A 22,003-nucleotide genomic window follows, 5' to 3' on the forward strand; every position below is an offset into this window, starting at 1 on the left:
ATTTGGGGCCGCTTCGCAGCCCAGCGGGAGCAAGCTCCCTCGCCACAATGGGTGCGTGAATCATGCATAACCCTTGCGCGGTAATTCCGGTCTACAACCATGAAACCGCGATCGGCACCGTGGTCGACGCGCTGCTCGCCCAAGGCCTGCCGTGCATTCTGGTGGATGACGCCAGCACCCCGTCCTGCGCGCGAGTGCTGGATGCGCTGGCCGAACGCGAAAGCGTGCATCTGGTGCGTCTGACCCTCAATCAGGGCAAGGGCGGCGCGGTGATGACCGGGCTGCGCGAAGCAGCGCGCCTGGGTTTCACCCATGCCCTGCAGGTTGACGCCGACGGCCAGCACGACCTGCACGACGTCGCCCGTTTCGTCGAGGAATCCCGCACCCACCCGGATGCGATGATCTGCGGTTATCCGCTGTTCGACGAGAGCGTGCCCAAGGGCCGCTTGTACGCACGTTATCTGACCCATGTGATGGTCTGGATCAACACGCTGTCGCTGCAGATCCGCGATTCGATGTGCGGTTTTCGCGTCTATCCGCTGGCCCCGACGCTGGCGGTGATCGACTCGGCGCGGGTCGGCAAGCGCATGGATTTCGACTCGGACATCCTCGTGCGTCTGGCGTGGCGCAACCAGCCGATGCGCTGGCTGCAGACCAGCGTGCATTACCCGCTGGACGGCGTCTCACACTTCCGCCTGTTCCACGACAACGCGCTGATTTCCAGCATGCACACCCGGTTGTTCTTCGGCATGCTGCTGCGCCTGCCCGTCATCCTCTGGCGCCGGTGGCGAGCATGAGCGTCGAGACCGACAAGAAGCACTGGGCCGACCGCGAAGAGCGCGGCAGCTTCCTGCTGATGAAATTCACCGCGTTCGCCGCCAAGGTGCTTGGCCGACGCCTGCTCAGTCCGCTGCTGTACGGCATCGTCCTGTACTTCTTCCTGTTCGGCCGCACCGCGCGCAACAGTGCCTGGCAATACCAGCAACGGCTGGCCGACTGGAGCAACCGCGCCGAATTGCGCCCAAGTTACTGGCGGGTGTTTCGCCAGTTCATGGCGTTCGCCGATTCGCTGCTCGACAAGCTCGACGTGTGGAACGGCAAGCTGCGCATCGAGCAGATCGAAATCATCGACCCGGCATTGCTGCGCAATCAGTTGCGCGGCAGTCGCGGGCAACTGCTGGTCGGCGCGCACCTGGGCAACCTCGAGGTGTGCCGGGCGCTGGCGGAGATTGGCGAAAAGGTCACCATGAACGTGTTGGTGCACACCAAGCACGCCGAGCAATTCAACCGTTTGCTGGGCGAGGCCGGGGCGACCAATCTGCGCCTGATTCAGGTCAGCGAACTGGACCCGGTGATCATGCTGCAACTGCACGAACGCCTGGAGCGCGGCGAGTGGTTGGCGATTGCTGGCGATCGCGTGCCACTACACGGCGGGCGCAGCGTCAGCGTCGATTTTCTCGGCCACCCGGCAGCGTTTCCGCAAGGCCCGTGGTTGCTGGCCGGTTTGCTCAAATGTCCGGTCAATCTGCTGATGTGCCTGAAACAACCGGACGGCCATTATCGCCTGACCCTCGAGCCGTTCGCCGACAGCGTGACCTGGACACGCCGCGAGCGCGAGCAGGTCATTCATCAGTGGGCCACCCGCTATGCGCAGCGCCTGAGTCACTATTGCCTCGAAGCCCCGCACCAATGGTTCAACTTTTACCCTTTCTGGAAGACCGATGACGACGCCAACCCATGAGCCGGTAACCTTCGGCGAACGCCCTTTGCGCATCGAAGACGTGCTGGCCCTGGCCAACCGTCAGGCGCCCGTGCAGTTGCAGAGCGACGACGCCTATCGCGAACGCATCGCCAAAGGCGCACGGTTTCTCGATTCGTTGCTGGACAAGGAAGGCGTGATCTATGGCGTGACCACCGGTTACGGCGACTCCTGCGTGGTCGCGGTGCCGCTGCATCACGTCGAGGCACTGCCGCGTCATCTCTACACCTTCCACGGCTGCGGCCTCGGCAAACTGCTCGACCCGCAAGCCACCCGCGCGGTGCTGGCGGCGCGTTTGCAGTCGCTGTGCCACGGCGTGTCCGGGGTGCGCATCGAACTGCTGGAGCGCCTGCACGCCTTCCTCGAACATGACATCCTGCCGCTGATCCCCGAAGAAGGTTCGGTCGGCGCCAGCGGTGATCTGACGCCGCTGTCCTACGTCGCCGCGACCCTGTCCGGCGAGCGCGAAGTGCTGTTTCGTGGCGAGCGTCGCCAGGCTGCCGATGTGCATCGCGAACTGGGCTGGACGCCGCTGGTGCTGCGCCCGAAAGAAGCGCTGGCCTTGATGAACGGTACGGCGGTGATGACCGGCCTTGCGTGCCTGGCCTTCGCCCGCGCCGATTATCTGCTGCAACTGGCCACGCGCATCACCGCGCTCAACGTGGTCGCGCTGCAAGGCAATCCGGAACACTTCGACGAGCGCCTGTTCGCCGCCAAACCGCATCCGGGGCAGATGCAAGTCGCCGCGTGGCTGCGCAAGGATCTGGCGATCGACGCCCCGACCGCGCCGCTGCATCGTCTGCAGGATCGCTACTCGCTGCGCTGCGCCCCGCACGTGCTCGGGGTGCTGGCCGACAGCCTGAACTGGCTGCGCTCGTTCATCGAGACCGAACTCAACAGCGCCAACGACAACCCGATCATCGACGCCGAAGCCGAGCGCGTGCTGCACGGCGGGCACTTCTACGGCGGGCACATCGCGTTCGCCATGGACAGCCTGAAAAATCTGGTGGCCAACGTCGCCGACCTGCTCGACCGGCAGCTCGCGCTGCTGGTCGACGAGCGCTACAACCATGGTTTGCCGAGCAATCTGTCCGGCGCCCCGGCGGATCGCGCCATGCTCAACCACGGTTTCAAGGCTGTGCAGATCGGCGCCAGCGCCTGGACTGCCGAGGCGCTGAAAAACACCATGCCGGCCAGCGTTTTCTCGCGCTCCACCGAGTGCCACAACCAGGACAAGGTGAGCATGGGCACCATCGCCGCCCGTGACGCGATCCGCGTGCTGGAACTGACCGAGCAAGTCGCCGCCGCCACGTTGCTCGCAGCCAATCAGGGCGTCTGGCTGCGCGGTCGCGATGAAGACGCACGCGCGCTGCCACCTTCGCTGGCCGCCATGCACGAAGAGCTGGCCAGGGACTTCCCGCCGGTCATCGAAGACCGTGCACTGGAAGGCGAATTGCGCCTGTGTCTGCAACGTATCGCCGAGCAACACTGGAGGCTGCATGCGTAGCGCCGGAGTGCTGCACGCCGACACGGAAATCCTCGTACCGTTTTTCGACGTCGACACCATGCACGTGGTCTGGCACGGGCATTACGTCAAATACCTGGAAGTGGCGCGCTGCTCGCTGCTCGACCAGATCGGCCACAACTACACGCAGATGTCCGAGTCCGGTTACGCGTGGCCGATCATCGACCTGCAACTGCGTTATGTGCGCGGCGCGGTGTTCGGCCAGCGCTTGAACGTACGCGCCAGTCTGGTGGAGTGGGAGAACCGCTTGAAGATCAATTATCTGATCACCGACCTGCAGACCGGCGAACGCCTGACCCGTGCCAGCTCGGTGCAGGTGGCGGTCGAGATCAGCAGCCGCGAGATGCAACTGGCCTCACCCACAGTGTTCACCGATGCGGTGGAAAGGATGCTGCGATGAACCTGTTCTGCAAATGCCTTGGCGCGATGGCGCTGCTCGCCGTGTCGACGCTGGCCAACGCCTTCGATCTGCAACAGCTCAGCGAACAACTGGCGAAACCGGACGTGATCCACGGCCAGTTCATCCAGGAAAAACACCTGCGCGCCCTGCCCCAGCCGTTGATCAGCAAGGGCAACTTCGTCCTGGCGAAAAATCACGGCCTGCTCTGGCTGCTCAAGACCCCGTTGCAACAGGATTACCGCATCACCGCCAACGGCATCGCCCGTCGTGACGGCAACGCTTGGCAATTGCTGCCGAACAAGAGCGCCGGGGCCGAACAGAACCGCTTGTTCCTCGCCGTGCTGCAAGGCGACAGCAGCGGCTTGCAACGGGATTTCGAACTGGCCCTGAGCGGCGATGCACAGCAGTGGAAACTGACCCTGACCCCGCGCTCGGTACTGCTCAAGCAAGTGTTCAATCAGATCAAAATCGACGGCGGTGAACTGGTGCAGACCATCGAACTGCTGGAAACCCAGGGCGACAGCACTGTGCTGCGCATGCAGGACAGCACTGCAAGCCAGCCGTTGAGCGAAGCGGAGCAACATGACTTTGCCGAGTGAACGCAGGCTGCCGTGGCTGTTCCTGATCCTGCTGCTGGCGGTCATCGCGCTGGCCGGGTGGCAGTGGCGCGACGGTGCGCCGCTGTCGGCCAACCTCATGGAACTGGTGCCCGGAACCAACCCTGACGCCCTCGAACTGCGCGCCGAACAGCGCATGCAGGAGCCGCTCAATCGGGAAATGCTGGTGCTGGTCGGCCACGCTGATCGCCAGCAAGCGGTGGCCATGGCGCAAACCCTCGGCGAGCAATGGCAAGCCAGCGGGCTGTTCGAAAAGGTCCAGTGGAACCTGCAGGCGGATCTGCCGGCGTTGTGCTCGCAATTGCTGCAAGGGCGACTGGCGATGCTCTCGGCGGACGATCGGCAACTGTTGACCGAGCATCCCGATGCGTTCATTCAACAACGGGTGCAGGCGCTGTTCGACCCGTTCAACGGCTTCACTCTGGTGCCGAGCCAGGACGACTGGCTGGGCCTGACCGGACGCATCCAGAACAGCCAGCCGAAACACGGCGCGGTGCAACTGGACATCGGCAGCGGCGCACTGGTCGCCGATGCCGACGGCAAGCGCTGGGTGCTGCTGCGCGCGCGCACCACCGGCAATGCCTTTGACATGAACCTGCCGCTGAAAGTCGCCGATCTGCTGCAGCACAGTCGCGAGCAAGCGGCGAAATCTGACGTGCAACTGCTGGCTGCCAGCGGTCTGCTGTACGCCGCCAACGGCCAGCAACAAGCCACCCGCGAAATGACCTGGGTCGGCGGCGGCGCCACCCTCGGGATTCTGTTGCTGCTGCTGTTGGCATTTCGCCGCTGGCGGGTGCTGCTGGCGTTCGTGCCGGTGCTGGTGGGCATGCTGTTCGGCGCGGTGGCCTGCGTGGCGCTGTTCGGCCACATGCACGTGATGACGCTGGTGCTCGGTTCCAGCCTGATCGGTGTGGCGGTGGATTACCCGCTGCACTATCTGTCGAAAAGCTGGAGCCTCAAGCCGTGGCGCAGCTGGCCGGCGCTGCGCCTGACCCTCTCCGGACTGACGCTGAGCCTGATCACCAGCGCCATCGGTTATCTGGCGCTGGCCTGGACGCCCTTCCCGGCGCTGACGCAAATCGCGGTGTTCTCCGCTGCCGGCCTGCTCGGTGCTTACCTGTCGGCGGTGTGCCTGCTGCCGGCCCTGCTGAAAAACGTTGAACTGCAACCGGCGCAATGGCCGCTGCGTCTGGCCGAGCGTCTGGTGCAACTGCGCGAAACGCTGCTCGAACACGTGCGCACCCCGGTGCTGCTGGCGCTGCTGATCGCCTTCTGCGCCGGCGGTCTGGTGCAGCTGCAAAGCAAGAACGACATCCGCCAGTGGGTCGGTGCACCACAACGCCTGACCGATGAAGCGCAAACCATCGCACGCATCACCAGCTATCAGCCGACCAGCCAGTTCTTCCTCGTGCGCGGCGCCAATCAGCAGCAACTGCTGGAGCGTCAGGCCGCACTAAGCGAACGTCTGCAGCAACTGGTCAACCTCGACAAACTGCAAGGCTATCTGGCCCTCGACCAACTGCTCAGCCCACCGAGCCAGCAACAGCAAGTGCGCGAAGCGCTGAGTAAACTGCCGCAATACTGGCAGCCATTGCTCGACCTCGGCGTACCGCTCGCGGCGCTGCAAACCGAGTTGCAGCAATTGCAGAGCCTGCCCGCCGAAGACATCGACGCGGCACTGGCCGGGCCTTTGGGCGAGCCTTACCGCACATTGTGGCTTGGCCCGACCGCTGACGGCGTCGCGGCGATGACCAGCCTGCAAGGGCTGAACAATCCGTCACTGCTGCGGGTTCAGGCGCTGGACTTGCCGGGGGTGATGCTGGTGGATCGTCTCGGCGAATTGAACAATGTGTTCGCCGCGACCCAAATCAGCGCCGCCGAACTGAAACTCGCCTCCTGCGTGTTGATTGTGCTGGTGCTGACCGTGCCGTTCGGCTTCGGCGGCGCCTTGCGCATCGTCGCCCTGCCGCTGCTGGCGGCGCTGTGCAGCCTGGCCAGTCTCGGTTGGCTCGGTCAGCCGCTGACCCTGTTCAGCCTGTTCGGCCTGCTGCTGGTGACGGCGATCAGCGTCGATTACGCGATCCTCATGCGTGAGCAGGTCGGCGGTGCGGCTGTCAGCCTGCTGGGCACCTTGCTGGCGGCGCTGACGACCTGGCTATCGTTCGGTCTGCTGGCAGTGTCGAGCACGCCGGCGGTGAGCAATTTCGGCCTGGCGGTAAGCCTCGGGCTGGCCTTCAGTTTCATTCTGGCGCCGTGGGCCGGACGTCACGTCCACCGCGCCGCCGTCGTGGAGCCGGCAGCGTGACGGTCGTCAGCTTCTGGCTGATGGCCCTAGCGCTGTTCGCTGTGGCGACCCGTATCGGTCGGCATTTCGGCCTGATCCCGATCGTCAGCCAGTTGCTGCTGGCCAGCTTCGGTTTGCCGCTGCTGATGTATTTCTGGATCGAACCGGGCTGGCAGCTCAGCGGTGCTCAACTGATTGCGCCGGTGTGGCTGAAAGACCTCTACAGCCTGAGTTTCGCGCTGTTGCTCGGGCACATTCTCAGCGATGTGATCGACCTGCGGCTGGATCGTCAGAGCGTGAAAATCGCCGTGCCGAGTTTTGCCGTGCCATTTGCCTGCGGACTGGCCGTCGCCTGCTGGCTGCTGCCGGCGCAGCCGTGGCTGAACTCGCTGGCCATTGGGCTGGTGTTCGCGATCACGGCGATTCCGGTGCTGTATCTGTATTTGCGTCACATCGACTACCCGCCCGCCGCCACCCGGCGTCTGGTGCAGACCGCCATCCTCATCGACCTGACCTGCTGGACGCTGTTCGGTCTCGCTCAGGGCAGTCTGCATTTGAGCAGCCTGTTGTTGCCGCTGGGACTGGCCTGCGTGCCGCTGCTGTTGAGTCTGCTGCGCGTGCGTCGACCGCTGACCTACAGCCTCGGTTTCTTTGCGCTGCTGGTGCTGGCCGAGCACTACAAACTCAACGCGCTGATTTTCGGCATCGGTTATCTGCTGTGCATGGCCTTGCTGAAAGTGCCGCTGGTGCTGCCATTGCCGGCGCGGTGGATGAGCCGTTTGCAGACATGGATCGCGATCCCGCTGATCCTCACCTTCGGTATCGTGCAGATTGACGTGCACAGCGCCCTCGCCAGTCTCGGCGCGGTGCAATGGGCGGCGCTGCTGCTGTTGCCGATCGCCAGTAAACTGCTCGGCAACTGGCTTGGGCTGGGCTGGGCCGGTGCGTCGTTCGAAGGCGCCAGCCGCTGGCGTGAAAGCGTGCTGCTGAACATTCGCGGGCTGAGTGAAATCGTCTTTCTCAACCTGCTGCTGCAACAACAGCTGATCAGCCCGGCGCTGTACTTCGCGCTGATGCTGATGGGCCTGATCGCGACGCTGTTGCCGGCCCTGATCGGCCTGCACCGCGCGCCCCTGAAAACCACCGCCACTGCGCCCGGGAGTTCACGTGCCAACCGTTGAAATGCAACGTCGTCAGGTAGTGATCATCGGTGCCGGCCCGTCCGGCGCCATCGCCGCTGCGCTGCTCACGCGCAAGGGCCACGATGTGCTGGTGCTCGAGCGCCAGCACTTTCCGCGTTTTTCCATCGGTGAAAGCCTGCTCAGCCATTGCCTGGACTTCGTCGAAGAAGCCGGCATGCTCGAAGCCGTCAACGCCGCCGGCTTCCAGCGCAAGACCGGTGCCGCGTTCGCCTGGGGCGAGCGCTACAGCGCCTTCGATTTCGGCGACACCTTCACCGCAGGCAAACCGACCACGTTCCAGGTGCAGCGCGCCGATTTCGACAAGCTGCTGGCCGATCAGGCTGAATTGCAGGGTGCCGAAATCCGCTACGGTGACGCCATCGTCCGCGTCGATTTCGAGCGGGCCAAACCACTGCTAGAAGTACTGCGCGAGGATGGCAGCGAATACCGCGTCGAAGCGGATTTCGTACTGGATGCCAGCGGTTACGGACGCGTGCTGTCGCGCCTGCTCGAGCTGGAAGCGCCATCGAATTTCCCGGTGCGCCAGGCGGTGTTCACCCACGTTGAAGATCACATCGACAACCCGGCCTTCGACCGCGAGAAAATCCTCGTCACCACCCATCCCGAGCACCGCGACGTCTGGTTCTGGACGATCCCGTTCAGCAACGGTCGCTGCTCGGTGGGCGTGGTGGCTGCCGCCGAACACTTCAAGGGTCGCGACAGCGATCTGGACGCCTGCCTGCGCGGCTTCATCGGCGAAACCCCGAGCCTCGCCGGCGTGCTGAACAACGCGGTGTGGGACACCCCGGCGCGCACCCTCGGCGGTTATGCGGCCAATGTGAAAACCCTGCATGGCCCCGGCTTCGCCCTGCTTGGCAACGCCGCAGAATTTCTCGACCCGGTGTTCTCTTCGGGCGTGACCATCGCCATGCGTTCGGCGAGCATGGCCGCGGCGGTCCTGCACCGGCAGTTGCAGGGCGAGACCGTCGATTGGCAGCGCGAATTCGCCGTGCCGCTCAAGCGTGGCGTCGATACCTTCCGCTGCTACGTCGAGGGCTGGTACGCCGGCACCTTTCAGGACGTGATTTTTTACCAAGACAGTCAGGCGGAGATTCGCCGGATGATCTGCTCGATCCTCGCCGGTTACGCCTGGGATGAACGCAATCCGTTCGTCAGCGAAGCGCGCCGCCGGTTGAAGATGATTTCCGAACTCTGTGCAAAGGACGCCCCATGAATTACTTGAGCGACAGCTACGTCGAGGAAACCCGCTTCGGTTTCTGGTTCCTGCGCAGCCACACCTGGCAGCACCATGTGTTGCGCGTGGCGATCAACGATTTGCGCGGGCTGTTCAGCGAGTCGCTGCCGGCCAATCCGGTGCTGCTGGATGCCGGCTGCGGTCAGGGCAAATCGTTCCGCCACCTGCGTCAGACCTTCGCCCCGCTACGCTTGATCGGCGTCGATGCAGATCCGCACAGCCTTGAATTGAGCGCCGCAGAAGCGGCGCGCCAGGGTTTCGATGTGGAGCTGATCGGCAGTGACTGCGCGACGCTCAACGTCGCGGACGCCAGTGTCGACCTGCTGTTCTGCCACCAGACCTTTCATCATCTGGTCGAACAGGAAAAAGCCCTCGCCGAGTTCTACCGCGTACTGAAGCCGGGCGGTTATCTGCTGTTCGCCGAGTCCACCGAGGCTTACATTGATACCTGGGTGATTCGCTGGCTGTTCCGCCATCCGATGCATGTGCAGAAGAGCGCGGCGCAATACCTGGAGATGATTCGCCAGCAGGGTTTCGAGTTTGGCGAACGCAATGTCTCGTACCCGTATTTGTGGTGGAGCCGGTCGCAGGATTTTGGACTGCTGGAACGATTCGGGTTGCGCAGGCCGAAGCCGTTTGGCGAGCGTGAGGAAACGTTAGTCAACGTTGTTGCCCGCAAGCCATTCGCAGAGGTTTCCTGATGTTGCACATAACCTGTGGGAGCGAGCTTGCTCGCGAAAGCGGTGTATCAAGCACCAGAAGTGCTGAATGTGAGACTGCATTCGCGAGCAAGCTCGCTCCCACAGTGTCCGCGGTGTGGCGACTTTTTGTGGTCAGCATGATGCTTCTGTTGAGTGCCTGCGCCAGCCAGGCCCCGCTGCCCGCGAGCAACCCGACGCTGCCGTTACCGCTGCAACTGCACATCGAACGCCAACAGGCCGATCAGCGTCAGGACTGGCTTTTGGTGATCCAGCGCGAAGGCCCTGGCATCCGCTGGTCGATGATGGACCCGCTGGGCATCCCCCAGGCGCGTCAGCAACTGATCGACGGTCGCTGGCAGGCCGACGGGCTATTGCCGCCCAACCCGGAAGCCCGGGAGCTGTTTGCCGCGTTGCTGTTCGCCCTGACCCCGTCCGGCGAACTGGCGCGCAATTACCCCGCCGCGCAGCAGCAGGGCAAGCAACGCACGCTGGCGCCGCGCTGGACGATCCGTTATGTACAACCGTTGAGTTTCCAATTGAATCTGCCCCAAGGCCCGCACTATCGGGTCTCTCCCCTCGGTGAACCAACGCCATGACTGCCTACCTCAATGCCCTCGGCGTGATCTGCGCGCTGGGCCGCGACAAGCACCAGGTCGCGCACAACCTGTTTGCCGGTGACTGCTCGGGCATGCGCCGCGAGTCCGGCTGGGTGGCCGGGCGTGAGTTGCCGGTAGCGGCGGTGCACGGTGAGCTGGCGGCGATTCCGGCGGAACTGGCCGAGCAGAGCAGCCGCAACAATCAACTGCTGCTGGAAGCCGCGCTGCAGATTCGCGAGGACATCGACCGGGCGATTCAGACCTACGGTCGCGAGCGTATTGGCGTGGTGCTCGGCACCAGCACCTCGGGCATCGACGAAGCCAGCCGAGGGCTGGCGCACTACCTTCGCGAGCAGCAGTTCCCTGGCGAGTACGACTATCGGCAACAGGAACTCGGCGCCCCGGCGAATTTTCTCGCCGACTGGCTGCATCTCAGCGGCCCGGCCTACGTGATTTCCACCGCCTGCACGTCCAGTGCGCGGGCGTTGATGAGCGCGCAGCGTCTGCTTGATCTGGGCCTGTGCGACGCGGTGCTGTGCGGCGGCGTCGACAGCCTGTGCAAGCTGACGCTCAACGGTTTCACCTCACTGGAGGCGGTGTCCGACGAGCGCTGCAATCCATTCTCGGCCAACCGCAATGGCATCAACATTGGCGAAGCGGCGGTGCTGTTTCTGATGAGCAAACAGCGCGACGACAGCCCGGCCATCGCCCTGCTCGGCAGCGGCGCCAGCTCCGACGCGCACCACATTTCCGCCCCGGAACCGAGCGGCCGCGGCGCCCTGCAAGCGATGCAGAAAGCCTTGCACCGCGCACAGCTGCAACCCGAACAAATCAACTACCTGAACCTGCACGGCACCGCGACCCAGCATAACGACGCGATGGAAAGTCTGGCGGTCGCCACGTTGTTCCCAAACGGCGTGGCCTGCTCGTCGACCAAGCCGATGACTGGCCACACCCTCGGCGCGGCTGGTGCGCTGGAAGCGGCGTTCTGCTGGCTGAGCCTGAGCGCCGACAACCCGCAGCACGCCTTGCCGCCACACGTCTGGGACGCCCGGCCCGACCCCGACTTGCCGGCGCTGAAGTGGGTGACCGCGAGCGAACGCCTGTCGTCCATTGCACCCCGCTACCTGATGAGCAACTCGTTTGCCTTCGGCGGCAACAACGTCAGCCTGATTATCGGAGACGCCCCATGAACGACTGGCCGCTCGCCGAACTGCTGCCCCACGCTGGCGACATGATTCTGATCGACCGCATCCTCAGCTTCGACGAGGAGCAGATCCACACCCGCCTCACGGTCAAGCCCGACGGCTTGTTCAACCTGCCTGACGGCAGCCTGCCGGCGTGGGTCGGCGTCGAGTTGATGGCGCAAAGCGTTGCCGCGTTCGCCGGTTGCCATGCGCGGCAGAAGGGCAATCCGGTGGAGCTGGGTTTCCTCCTCGGCACGCGCAAATTCGAGTGCAACGTCGAGGCGTTTGCGGCCGGCAGCGAACTGACCATCCACGGCATCCGCTCGCTGGAAGACGACAACGGCATGGGCGTGTTCGAATGCCACATCCACGGGCCCGGCATCGAGGCCAGCGCACGCTTGAACGTGTTCCGTCCGCCGCAGCCCAGCCAATACCTTGAACAAAACCGGGAGTCGAACGATGACTGAATCCGTACTGGTCACCGGCTCCAGCCGTGGCATCGGCCGCGCCATTGCCTTGCGTCTGGCGCAGGCCGGGCATGACATCGTCCTGCACTGCCGCAGCGGCATGGCTGAAGCCCAAGCGGTGAAAGCCGAAGTCGAAGCGCTGGGCCGCAACGCGCGCATCCTGCAATTCGACGTCGCCGACCGCGAAGCCTGCAAAACCATCCTCGAAGCCGACGTGGAAACCCACGGCGCCTATTACGGCGTGGTACTCAACGCCGGGCTGACCCGCGACGGCGCCTTCCCCGCGCTGAGCGATGACGATTGGGACGTGGTGCTGCGCACCAATCTCGACGGTTTCTACAACGTCCTGCACCCGGTGATGATGCCGATGATCCGCCGTCGCGCCGCCGGTCGGATCGTCTGCATCACTTCGGTGTCGGGTTTGATCGGCAACCGGGGTCAGGTCAACTACAGCGCCTCCAAGGCCGGGGTGATCGGCGCGGCGAAAGCGTTGGCGATCGAACTGGGCAAGCGCAAAATCACGGTTAACTGCGTCGCACCGGGCCTGATCGACACGGCGATGCTGGATGAAAACGTGCCGGTGGAAGAACTGATGAAAATGATCCCCGCACAACGCATGGGCACCCCGGAAGAGGTCGCTGGTGCGGTGAATTTCCTGATGTCGGCGGAAGCCTCGTACATCACCCGTCAGGTCCTGGCGGTCAACGGAGGCTTGTGCTGATGAAGCGCGTCGTCGTCACCGGCATGGCCGGCATCACCTCGCTGGGCAGCGACTGGCAGACCATCGCCGGCAACTTCGCGGCCAACCGCAGCGGCATCCGCCGGATGGACGAGTGGGACCGCTTCAGCGAACTCAACACCCGTCTCGCCGGGCCGATCGATGACTTTGTCGTCCCGCCGCACTGGACCCGCAAACAACTGCGCAGCATGGGCCGGGTCTCCCGGCTGGCGGTGGGCGCGGCGGAACAGGCGCTGGCTGACGCCGGCCTGCTCGGTGACGAAACCATCAAGGACGGGCGCATGGGCGTGGCCTGCGGCTCGTCCACCGGCAGCACCGACGAGATCAAGGCGTTCGGCAACATGCTGCTGAACTCGGTGGCCGAGGGCCTCAATGCCAACTCCTACGTGCGGATGATGCCGCACACCACCGCGGCCAACATCAGCATTTTTTTCGGCCTCACCGGACGCCTGATCCCGACGTCCAGCGCCTGCACCAGTGGTAGTCAGGGCATCGGCTACGCGTATGAAGCGATCAAGTTCGGGCGGCTGCCGCTGATGCTCGCCGGCGGTGCCGAAGAGCTGTGCCCGACCGAAGCCATGGTGTTCGACGCGCTGTACGCCACCAGCCTGAAAAACGACGCGCCACAGACCAGCCCACGTCCGTACGACAAAGGCCGCGACGGTCTGGTGATCGGCGAAGGCGGCGGCATGCTGGTGCTCGAAGAGCTGGAGCATGCGCTGGCACGCGGTGCGCGGATCCATGCGGAGATTGTCGGTTTCGGCAGCAACGCCGACGGCCAGCACACCACCCGCCCGGAACAGGTCACCATGCGCCGCGCCATGGAACTGGCGCTGGAAGACGCCGGGCTGGCGCCGGACGCCATCGGTTACGTCAATGGTCACGGTACCGCTACAGAACAGGGCGACATTGCCGAAACACTGGCAACCAGCAGTCTGTTCGGCGAACACATGCCGATCAGCTCGCAGAAGAGTTTCCTCGGCCACACGCTGGGGGCCTGCGGCGCGCTGGAGTCGTGGTTCAGCATCGAAATGCTCAATCGCGACCTGTATGTGCACACGCTCAACCTCGACGAGGTCGATCCGCACTGCGGCAAGCTCGATTACCTGCGCGGCGAATTCCGCCAGATGCATCACGAGTACGTGATGAACAACAATTTCGCTTTTGGTGGCGTCAACACCTCGTTGATTTTCCGCCGCTGGCACTGACCGCAACACGTTTGGAGTGAAGGGAATGACTCAGTTTCACCGCATCGCCGCCCTGCTGGCCCTGGCCTTTGTGCTCGGCGGTTGCACCAGCAAACCGGTTTACAACGCCAAGGAAGAGTTCTCGCCCAACCTCGGCTTCACCCAGCAACAGATGAGCCGCGCCATCGTCACCGCGCTCAATGATCGCCAGTGGGTGGTGCAGTCGGTGCGTCCGGGCATGATCAAGGCAGCGATTACCGTACGCGGCCGTCACCACGCCGAAGTCGACATCCCGTTCAGCCCGACCTCGTTCGAAATCGACTACCGCAGCAGCTACGGCCTCGACGCCAAGGACGGCAAGATCCACGGCAACTACAATCGCTGGGTCAACCGCCTGCGCGACAACGTGCTCAAGGAACTGTCGATCAACCCGGACATCGAGTTCGTCAACGACTTGGGCATCGTCAAGCAAGGCGCCGACGAACCGACCTACCTGAGCTTTCGCGAGGGCGTCAAACGCGCCACCGACGCCGGCCTGCTCGACGGCAGCGTGAAGTTCTACCTGGCCGGCGAAACCCTGCCAAAACAGGTGCGCAAACTCGACACCGTCAGCAGTAGCCGCAAAACCAACGGCTCGAACAAATCCGACACCGACGCCTGCTTCTGGGCCCTGCAATCGGCCCTCGCGACCCTGCAGAATGCCGCGAAAAAAGCCGACGCCAACGCCGTGATCAACATCGCCAGCGTCGACCAGCGCGACCTGTACAAAGACACCGAGAAATTCCAGTGCCGTGCGGGCCTCGTAGTGTCGAGCGTGGCGTTGCGCGGAGACCTTGCGCACGTTGACTGACGGAGTGAATCCAATCCTGTGGCGAGGGGATTCATCCCCGATGGGTCGCGTAGCGGCCCCGAAACCTGAGAACTCGGAGCATCAGACATACCGAGCTCACTGGTTTTACGACGGCTGCGCCGCCGATCGGGGATAAATCCCCTCGCCACAAGGTGTTGTCTCCATTTCTGCATCTACACTCGCTCAACAGGCCTCATTCAACGCCTGCCGGAACGGCGAGCCCCCATCGATCGAGCACTCGCGGTTCTCTTTCACCGTCAAGGAGATGACCATGCAAGTGAAAGCCCTGATCGCCGCCACGCTCCTCGGTTTATTGCCCAGCGCCAGCCACGCCACCAATCTGATGTACATGCCGTTCGAGACCGTGCTCTCGGATGCGATTCGTGCCGGGCGGCTGGATGGCAGTGTGAAGTTCTATCTGATCGGCAACGGGCCGCAGGGCACGCAGCGCTTGTTGCGCCGGGATGTGGTCAGTGATCTGAAGACCAACGGCTTCAACAAGAGTTATCACGATTCCTGCGAGTGGGTGCTGCAGTCGAACCTGATCAAGTTGCAGGCCGACGCCAAACGGGTCGGGGCGAATGCGGTGGTCAATATCGTCAGTTATTACGACCAGCATGTGCGCAAGGATTTGAATACTTATGAGTGCCGGGCCGGGGTATTTGTGACGCGGGTGGCGTTGAAGGGGGATCTGGTGCGGTTGCCCTGACGGCAAGATCAAAAGATCGCAGTCTGCGGCAGCTCCTACATTGGAATGCTTACCTGTAGGAGCTGCCGCAGGCTGCGATCTTTTAAGCGGACTCAACCTTGCGCGTCAGCAGTTCGACAAAGGCCTTGGCCATCGGCGATTTCTGATCCTTGCGCTGTACCAGCCACACCGCCGATACCGCCTCCGGATCGAGCAGCGGTCGATAGACCACACCGTCGATGCGCATCCGCTGATACGACGCCGGCAACACCGAAACTCCCAGCCCCGCTGCGACCAGTCCGATGATGGTCATCGCCTCGCCAGCCTCCTGAGCAAAGTGCGGGCTGAACCCGGCATCGCGCGCCAGACTGAGCAGTTGCGCATACAGCCCGCTGCCGTAGCTGCGTGGAAAGAACACGAACGGCTCCAGCGCCAGCGCCGAGAGGAACAGCCCTTCCTCGCTGCCCTGGGCCAACGGATGTTTGGAGCCGAGCACCGCCACCAGCGGCTCACGCATCAGCTCCACCACACTGAGCGAATCCGGCAAACCCAGCGGACGCATGATGCCGACTTCGATCGACTCATCCACCAGTGCGTCCGCGACCATGGTGCTGCTCATCTCCCGCAGGTTCAGGTGCACTGCCGGGAAACGCTGACGAAAAGCAAAAATCGCTTGGGGAATGGTCGAGTTGAACGGCGCCGACGAGGTGAAGCCAATCTTCAATTCGCCGAGTTCGCCGAGTTGCGCACGCCGGGCGACGTCCGCCGCTTTGTCGACCTGCGCCAGCACCAGCCGCGCCTCATCCAGAAACAATCGGCCGGCTTCGCTCAGCTCGACCCGACGATTGGTGCGCTCGAACAACCGCGCGCCGACCTCTTGCTCCAGCGCCTGAATCTGCTGGCTCAGCGGCGGCTGGGAGATGCCCAGCACCTGTGCGGCGCGGCCGAAATGCAGTTCTTCGGCGACCGCGATGAAGTAGCGCAGATGACGCAATTCCATGGAAACCCCATTAGGTCGTTAAAGCTATCAAACAGGTCGAACAATATATTGGATAGAAACATTAGCCAGCTATATGATTTTTTCATTGCCTGCCTGGCCGTGCCCTCCGAGGTCTGAAGTGAAAACAGCTGTCGCCCCCCTGGCCCATGAAGTCCCGCCTGCCGCAGCGGACGATGTCGTCGCCGAGCTGCAGGAGATCTACATCGAAAAAGGCACACCGATGTTCATGCGCACGGTGCTGGCGCTGTTCAGCGGCGGCTTTGCGACCTTCGCCCTGCTGTATTGCGTGCAGCCGATGATGCCGCTGCTGTCCCACGAATATTCGATCAACGCCGCGCAGAGCAGCCTGATTCTGTCGGTGGCGACCGGCATGCTGGCCTTCGGTCTGCTGATCACCGGGCCGATCTCCGACCGCGTCGGGCGCAAACCGGTGATGGTCGCAGCGCTGTTTGCCGCCGCGTTGTGCACCATCGCCAGTTCGATGATGCCGAGCTGGCACGGCGTGCTGATTATGCGCGCGCTGATCGGCCTCTCGCTGAGCGGCCTGGCGGCCGTGGCGATGACGTATCTGAGCGAGGAGATCCATCCGCAGCACATCGGTCTGGCGATGGGCCTGTACATCGGCGGCAACGCGATTGGCGGGATGAGCGGGCGCTTGATCACCGGGGTGCTGATCGACTTCGTCAGCTGGCACACGGCGATGCTGGTGATCGGCGGCCTGGCGCTGGTCGCGGCAGCGGTGTTCTGGAAAATCCTTCCCGAGTCGCGCAATTTCCGCTCGCGCTCGCTGCATCCGCGCAGCCTGCTCGACGGCTTCACCATGCACTTTCGCGACGCCGGACTGCCACTGCTGTTTCTGGAAGCATTCGTGCTGATGGGCGCCTTCGTCACCCTGTTCAACTACATCGGCTATCGTCTGCTCGCCGCGCCGTACAACCTCGATCAGGTGTTCGTCGGTTTGCTATCGGTGGTGTACCTGTCGGGCATCTACAGCTCGGCGAAGATCGGTTCGCTGGCAGACAAACTGGGACGGCGCAAGGTGCTATGGGCGACGATTGCGCTGATGTTCGCCGGCCTCGCGCTCACCATGTTCACGCCGCTGTTGCTGGTGATTGTCGGCATGCTGATCTTCACCTTCGGCTTCTTCGGCGCGCACTCGGTGGCGAGCAGCTGGATCGGCCGGCGCGCGACCAAGGCCAAGGGGCAGGCGTCTTCGTTATACCTGTTCAGCTATTACGCAGGTTCCAGCATTGCCGGGACGGCGGGTGGGGTGTTCTGGCATCTGGGCGGCTGGAACGGGATTGGCCTGTTCATTGGTGCGCTGTTGCTGGTGGCGCTGCTGGTGGCGTTGAAACTGGCTAAGTTGCCACCTCTGACCGGCGCGACTATCTGAACTGCAGCCGCGCCTCAATCAGCGTGTCGCGCGGCTCCAGCGTCAGTGACTGCAACAAGACGTCGTCCCGCTCAAGCCTGTCCAGCCAGCGCAGCAGTGGCTCGGGCTGGCCGCTGAGGGTCAGGCGAATCTGCTCGTTATCGCTGTCCATCTGCTGCACCTCAAGCCCTGCCGTAACGAGGCTCTCGCTGATCCACAAGGACAACGGCTGACTGGCATCGGACAACGACCGGGTCTGCGGTTGAGCGCGCTCCAGCTGCACGGCGAAATGCTGTTGCTGGCGATACCGATGCTCGGCCGCGTCCAGCCGTTGCATCGCCGGTTGCCAGAGGCAAAAAAATAGCGCGCCGCCGAGCAGTCCGGCCATCATCAGCACAAGCAGGCCACGCTCACGCTGCGAAAGGCGTCGCCACCGCTTGATGTGAACGTCGGTGTTCATACGTCATCCTCCCAGGTCAGCGTTGCCGTCACCCGGTCGAGCATCTTGCTGGCGCCATCGATCCTGATCGTCAAACCTTGCTGGCGACCGCGCTCACGCAAGCGCTCAAGCTCGGCAAAACTGTTTGCAGTCAATTGCACTTTCCAGCCATTGGCTTGCTCATATTCAATGCGCCTGACCTCAACCTGACTGGCGCCAATCACTTGTTCAACCAACCTGACCAGCGCTGCAATGCGGGTTTCGCGCGACTGTGCAGGCACACTCTGAATCGCCTCGATCTGCGCGGTCAGGCCAACGATTTGCGCGTGTTGTGGATACAGCGTCTTGAAGCGCTGGTCATTGACCTGCGCCAGACGCCGTGTTTCGCCATCGAGGAAACGTATCCGCGTTTCACTGGCGCCCGCGCCCAGCAACAACAGAATCAGCACCACCGCCGATAAGGTACGCCACGGCAGCGGTGAGTTTCGGGGAGCAAATTCGCCATGTCGCAGGTTGATCGCCTGACGAAAACCCTCCGCCAGCCATGCCTGTTCATCCGGTTCATCACGCCAGAGCATGTCCTCGGGCAACACACTCTTCAGCGCCAGCAAATCTTCCTCCGTCAACGCGAGCCGGGCCGGCAACGCTCCACCCAATAACCACCGCCCGAACCATCGGGTAGCGATCGGCTGATCCGTGGGCAACAAATCGGCATCAACGAACACCGAGCGCACGTGCAGGCCATTTTCGGTGAGCAGCGACAACACTGCCGCCAAGCGCTCACGAGCGATGACGATCAGCGGATAACGTCGCTCGGCATCCGCTCGACCGACGCTCAAGTGCACCCTGTCCAGCGCTTCGCCAAGCTGCTCTTCCACCGCAAACGCGAGGGCCTGCGCGGCGGGCGCACGGCGGCCGGGCCAGGGTTCACTGCGCAACCAACTGCAGGATTCGATGGGCAGTAACAAGTTGATTTTTTGCCCGTGCAGCACTTGGGCCGCTTGATGCAGCGGCATTGTTAACCGCTCGCTGGTGTGCGACCAGAGACAACAAGGCCAGTCGGACGACAGGTCCGCAAGCCCTTCGGCGGTCAGGTAAAGCCAGTTTTTCATTGCGTTATCTCGTTGCCGCGGGAGGGAAGTAAACGGCGTTGCAGGACTGTCAGTCGGGCTGTTTTCACGATGTACTCGACGTCGGTGCTCAGCGTCAGCACCTGCTGGTCTTGCACGACGCGCACAGTCAGGCGGTGCCAGCGGCTGTCGACACCGAGGCCATGTGTGTTGACCCCGGCATCGGCAATCAGTGGATCGGTGCTGAATGCTTGAACAGCGGGCCAAGGCTGCGCCGAGCGCTGGCGAACCAGCGCATCGGCGGTGGCGGACTCGATTTCCAGCACGCGCAGCAACAGCGCCGGTGCGGTGTTGATATTCAGCGGCGCATCCGTGGGCAGCAGCGCTACCCACGGTTCCAGGCGACGCAGCGTGGTCGCATCAAAACCCGGCAGTAGACGCAACTGGCTCACTTCGGACAAGGCGCCGACCTGACTCGGTTGCAGCGCGGGCAGCTCCAGCAATTCGAGCAACCTCGCCCAGCGCTCCAGCGTCACCACCTCGATCTGGCCCTGGCGCAGCAATGCGTTGAGATTGAACCGCGCCGACAGGTCCTCGATTTGCACCTCGACCTGCGCCTGATCGTTATCGAGTCCGGGCATGATTCGGGGCCAGTCGCGAAGCATCTCGGCGTGGCTTTGCTGATTCACCACAGCCCGATGCAAACGTCGCAGCGCCCAGGCTTCTCCGGCATCTGCCAACTGGCGCAGGTGCAGGGTCTGCAGCTGTTGCACGCTGCTCTGCAAGGACAGTCGGTGGCTGCGCAACAGGCCACTGGTGATCAGCAAGGCCAGGCTCAACACCAACATCACGCTGATCAGCGCCAGCCCTTGTTGCCGGCGCTTCATGACAAGGCTCCCGGCAACAACCACACCCGGCGAATCGCCTCATAGCGCCGAGTCGACACCTGCAACTCCAGCGCCAACGGTGTACCCGCAGAGGCCTCGATCATTCGCCATCGCAGATCAATCACCTCATCCAGCAGTTTTTGCCGCTGGACAGTCAGCGCCCCCTCAGCGCGGCTTTCGCGCCACAGCACGCCGTCGAGCAGGCGATAGGTCAGTTCCTGGCGTTCGCTACGCGGTTGATCCAGCGGATTGCGCCAGTTGCTGCGTTGCACACGCAGTTGCCCGGCATTCAAGACCAGGGGCTGCCCGGTGACCTGCAATAGGTCACGCTCGATCACCGCCACCGCCCGTTGCAGACTCCTGAATTCGCGTTCGTGGTCGGCCGTCGCTTGCTGCACGCGCAGCACGCTGTCTAACAGCCCCCAACTGGCAAGACCAAGTACGGCGAAAATCGCCAGCGCGAGGATCAGTTCCAGCAAGGTAAAACCACGCTGGTCACTCATGACGGCTTTGCAACCGAGCCATTGTTCGATAGAGCGGCTGATCGCCGTCGGCCAGACTGACTTCCAGCTCCACCGAAAACTGACCCGCTGTATCGACTTCGCGCAAGTGCTGACGCAGGCGCCAGTCACGACGATCCATGCGCACGATCTGCTGCTGTTGCCCGCTGACCCAAGCGCTTTGCAGGCGCAGTTCGCTGAGCCGGTTATCCGCCAGCCATGCTGCAAACAGCCGCTGCTCAGCCGCACCGCTCTGCTGCACCACGTAACGGCTTGCCGATAACAGGGACGCCGCCAGCACCGCGAAAATTGCCAGCGCCACCATGACTTCCAGCAACGTGAAACCTTGCATCCGCCTGACCATCGCTCGCTTATTCATCGAGCGTTACCTCACTCAAGCCATCCGACGCCAGACCGGCCCACACCCGCTCGCGACTTGCCAGCAACAAGCTGAATGCGCTGATTTCATCACTGCTGAGCATCAATAATTGCGGGGCCGGTGCGCTGTTCAGCAAACGCACCGGCAGACCATCCAGCACAAGCTGCGCATGCAGATCCGCCGGCCATTGCTGCAGGGCCGTCAACGGCTGCCAGCCTTGCGCGTCGAGCTGCAGAACGCGATAGCCCTCGAGGCTGAAACCCACGCCAAATTCCCGCCCTTCAAGCACCGCGCGTTCGCGAAACTGCTCGATCATCCGCGCAATCCGGCTCGCCTCCTGTCGCGCCATTTGCGCCGGATTATTCCCGCCGACCAAGCTGAGCATGCCCAGCAGCATGCCGATCAGCACCATGACCACCATCAATTCCAGCAAGGTGAAACCCCGGCAATGCTGGCGCATCAGTCGACGGCCCAGTTGCCGATGTCGGCGGCGTGGCCTTCCCCGCCACTGACGCCGTCGGAGCCCAGCGAATACAAGTCGTAACCGCCGCCCACCGAGCGCGTGCCGGGGTTGAGGTATTGATACGGCGTGCCCCACGGATCACGCGCCAGACTTTTCAGATAACCGGCGGGGTTCCAGTTGCGCGCCGCCGGTGTGCCGGTCGGGCGTTTGACCAAGGCTTCAAGGCCCTGCTGCGTGGTGGGGTAACGCGCGTTGTCCAGCCGATACATCTCCAGCGCCGTGGCAATTGCCTGAATGTCGATCTTCGCCGCAGTGGTCTTCGCCTGATCCGGCCGGCTCATGAATTGCGGCACGACAATGGCGCCGAGAATGCCGATGATGACCACCACGACCATGATTTCGATCAGGGTGAAACCGCGCTGCGCGGCCGCTGTGTTTCTGTGCAGAAGAACCATGG

Annotated in this window: 25 protein-coding genes; 17 read left to right on the forward strand and 8 right to left on the reverse strand. The window is 63.2% G+C overall.

Annotated features, from left to right (window positions below; genetic code table 11):
- Positions 1-62: 62 nt before the first annotated feature.
- The 16 genes from PMI25_RS18285 to PMI25_RS18360 all read left to right on the forward strand — a co-directional run bounded on the left by PMI25_RS18285 (position 63) and on the right by PMI25_RS18360 (position 15,457).
- The gene (locus PMI25_RS18285) at positions 63-797 is read left to right on the forward strand and encodes a glycosyltransferase family 2 protein (RefSeq protein WP_007967283.1); all 735 of its coding nucleotides are present in this window, start codon (positions 63-65) and stop codon (positions 795-797) included.
- Complete coding sequence (locus tag PMI25_RS18290) at positions 794-1,741, forward strand: LpxL/LpxP family acyltransferase (RefSeq protein WP_007967281.1); 948 nt, start codon at positions 794-796, stop codon at positions 1,739-1,741. The genes PMI25_RS18285 and PMI25_RS18290 overlap by 4 nt, the downstream gene beginning before the upstream one ends.
- Positions 1,722-3,266 carry an HAL/PAL/TAL family ammonia-lyase gene (locus tag PMI25_RS18295; RefSeq protein WP_007967280.1) on the forward strand — a complete coding sequence of 515 codons (1,545 nt, stop codon included), beginning with the start codon at positions 1,722-1,724 and terminating at the stop codon, positions 3,264-3,266. The genes PMI25_RS18290 and PMI25_RS18295 overlap by 20 nt, the downstream gene beginning before the upstream one ends.
- Complete coding sequence (locus tag PMI25_RS18300; RefSeq protein WP_007967279.1) at positions 3,259-3,684, forward strand: acyl-CoA thioesterase; 426 nt, start codon at positions 3,259-3,261, stop codon at positions 3,682-3,684. Before PMI25_RS18295 ends, PMI25_RS18300 begins: the two co-directional genes overlap by 8 nt.
- A complete protein-coding gene (locus tag PMI25_RS18305; protein ID WP_007967278.1) occupies positions 3,681-4,283 on the forward strand; it encodes an outer membrane lipoprotein carrier protein LolA in 603 nt (200 codons plus the stop codon). Before PMI25_RS18300 ends, PMI25_RS18305 begins: the two co-directional genes overlap by 4 nt.
- Positions 4,267-6,606, forward strand: coding sequence for an MMPL family transporter (locus PMI25_RS18310; protein ID WP_007967276.1), 2,340 nt, complete (start codon positions 4,267-4,269; stop codon positions 6,604-6,606). Before PMI25_RS18305 ends, PMI25_RS18310 begins: the two co-directional genes overlap by 17 nt.
- Positions 6,603-7,766 (forward strand): hypothetical protein, encoded by a 1,164-nt coding sequence (locus PMI25_RS18315; RefSeq protein WP_007967274.1) that lies wholly within the window; start codon positions 6,603-6,605, stop codon positions 7,764-7,766. The genes PMI25_RS18310 and PMI25_RS18315 overlap by 4 nt, the downstream gene beginning before the upstream one ends.
- Positions 7,753-9,000, forward strand: coding sequence for an NAD(P)/FAD-dependent oxidoreductase (locus PMI25_RS18320; RefSeq protein WP_007967272.1), 1,248 nt, complete (start codon positions 7,753-7,755; stop codon positions 8,998-9,000). The genes PMI25_RS18315 and PMI25_RS18320 overlap by 14 nt, the downstream gene beginning before the upstream one ends.
- A complete protein-coding gene (locus tag PMI25_RS18325; RefSeq protein WP_007967270.1) occupies positions 8,997-9,722 on the forward strand; it encodes a class I SAM-dependent methyltransferase in 726 nt (241 codons plus the stop codon). The genes PMI25_RS18320 and PMI25_RS18325 overlap by 4 nt, the downstream gene beginning before the upstream one ends.
- Positions 9,722-10,318: a hypothetical protein gene (locus tag PMI25_RS18330; RefSeq protein WP_007967267.1), complete on the forward strand. Its 597-nt coding sequence runs from the start codon at positions 9,722-9,724 to the stop codon at positions 10,316-10,318. The genes PMI25_RS18325 and PMI25_RS18330 overlap by 1 nt, the downstream gene beginning before the upstream one ends.
- A complete protein-coding gene (locus tag PMI25_RS18335) occupies positions 10,315-11,511 on the forward strand; it encodes a beta-ketoacyl-[acyl-carrier-protein] synthase family protein (protein ID WP_007967265.1) in 1,197 nt (398 codons plus the stop codon). The genes PMI25_RS18330 and PMI25_RS18335 overlap by 4 nt, the downstream gene beginning before the upstream one ends.
- The gene (locus PMI25_RS18340) at positions 11,508-11,972 is read left to right on the forward strand and encodes a hotdog family protein (protein ID WP_007967263.1); all 465 of its coding nucleotides are present in this window, start codon (positions 11,508-11,510) and stop codon (positions 11,970-11,972) included. Before PMI25_RS18335 ends, PMI25_RS18340 begins: the two co-directional genes overlap by 4 nt.
- Complete coding sequence (gene fabG, locus PMI25_RS18345; RefSeq protein ID WP_007967261.1) at positions 11,965-12,693, forward strand: 3-oxoacyl-ACP reductase FabG; 729 nt, start codon at positions 11,965-11,967, stop codon at positions 12,691-12,693. Before PMI25_RS18340 ends, fabG begins: the two co-directional genes overlap by 8 nt.
- Positions 12,693-13,919, forward strand: coding sequence for a beta-ketoacyl-ACP synthase (locus tag PMI25_RS18350; RefSeq protein ID WP_007967260.1), 1,227 nt, complete (start codon positions 12,693-12,695; stop codon positions 13,917-13,919). The genes fabG and PMI25_RS18350 overlap by 1 nt, the downstream gene beginning before the upstream one ends.
- A gap of 25 nt (positions 13,920-13,944) precedes the next feature.
- Positions 13,945-14,748: a hypothetical protein gene (locus tag PMI25_RS18355; RefSeq protein WP_007967258.1), complete on the forward strand. Its 804-nt coding sequence runs from the start codon at positions 13,945-13,947 to the stop codon at positions 14,746-14,748.
- Positions 14,749-15,019: 271 nt separating this feature from the next.
- Complete coding sequence (locus PMI25_RS18360) at positions 15,020-15,457, forward strand: hypothetical protein (RefSeq protein ID WP_007967257.1); 438 nt, start codon at positions 15,020-15,022, stop codon at positions 15,455-15,457.
- 82 nt (positions 15,458-15,539) lie between these two features.
- Here PMI25_RS18360 and PMI25_RS18365 read toward each other — a convergent pair whose 3' ends face one another.
- Positions 15,540-16,436 carry a LysR family transcriptional regulator gene (locus PMI25_RS18365; protein ID WP_007967254.1) on the reverse strand — a complete coding sequence of 299 codons (897 nt, stop codon included), beginning with the start codon at positions 16,434-16,436 and terminating at the stop codon, positions 15,540-15,542.
- Between the two features lie 118 nt (positions 16,437-16,554).
- Between PMI25_RS18365 and PMI25_RS18370 the strand changes: the two genes are divergently transcribed.
- Complete coding sequence (locus tag PMI25_RS18370; RefSeq protein ID WP_007967252.1) at positions 16,555-17,829, forward strand: MFS transporter; 1,275 nt, start codon at positions 16,555-16,557, stop codon at positions 17,827-17,829.
- Here PMI25_RS18370 and gspM read toward each other — a convergent pair.
- Genes gspM through gspG form a run of 7 tightly spaced genes read right to left on the reverse strand, consistent with a single transcriptional unit; the run spans position 17,822 to position 22,001 of the window.
- Positions 17,822-18,268 carry a type II secretion system protein GspM gene (gspM, locus tag PMI25_RS18375; protein ID WP_007967251.1) on the reverse strand — a complete coding sequence of 149 codons (447 nt, stop codon included), beginning with the start codon at positions 18,266-18,268 and terminating at the stop codon, positions 17,822-17,824. The two genes, PMI25_RS18370 and gspM, sit on opposite strands and share 8 nt — an antisense overlap.
- Positions 18,265-19,359, reverse strand: coding sequence for a type II secretion system protein GspL (gspL, locus tag PMI25_RS18380; RefSeq protein ID WP_007967249.1), 1,095 nt, complete (start codon positions 19,357-19,359; stop codon positions 18,265-18,267). Before gspL ends, gspM begins: the two co-directional genes overlap by 4 nt.
- Positions 19,356-20,204: a general secretion pathway protein GspK gene (locus tag PMI25_RS18385; RefSeq protein WP_007967247.1), complete on the reverse strand. Its 849-nt coding sequence runs from the start codon at positions 20,202-20,204 to the stop codon at positions 19,356-19,358. Before PMI25_RS18385 ends, gspL begins: the two co-directional genes overlap by 4 nt.
- Positions 20,201-20,707: a type II secretion system protein GspJ gene (locus PMI25_RS18390; RefSeq protein WP_007967246.1), complete on the reverse strand. Its 507-nt coding sequence runs from the start codon at positions 20,705-20,707 to the stop codon at positions 20,201-20,203. Before PMI25_RS18390 ends, PMI25_RS18385 begins: the two co-directional genes overlap by 4 nt.
- Positions 20,700-21,083: a type II secretion system minor pseudopilin GspI gene (gene gspI / locus PMI25_RS18395; protein WP_007967244.1), complete on the reverse strand. Its 384-nt coding sequence runs from the start codon at positions 21,081-21,083 to the stop codon at positions 20,700-20,702. Before gspI ends, PMI25_RS18390 begins: the two co-directional genes overlap by 8 nt.
- On the reverse strand, positions 21,076-21,543 hold the full coding sequence (gspH, locus tag PMI25_RS18400) for a type II secretion system minor pseudopilin GspH (protein ID WP_007967242.1): 468 nt from the start codon (positions 21,541-21,543) through the stop codon (positions 21,076-21,078). Before gspH ends, gspI begins: the two co-directional genes overlap by 8 nt.
- Complete coding sequence (gene gspG, locus PMI25_RS18405) at positions 21,543-22,001, reverse strand: type II secretion system major pseudopilin GspG (RefSeq protein ID WP_007967241.1); 459 nt, start codon at positions 21,999-22,001, stop codon at positions 21,543-21,545. Before gspG ends, gspH begins: the two co-directional genes overlap by 1 nt.
- Positions 22,002-22,003: the final 2 nt, after the last annotated feature.

This window comes from Pseudomonas sp. GM30 (genome assembly GCF_000282275.2).
Classification (GTDB): domain Bacteria; phylum Pseudomonadota; class Gammaproteobacteria; order Pseudomonadales; family Pseudomonadaceae; genus Aquipseudomonas.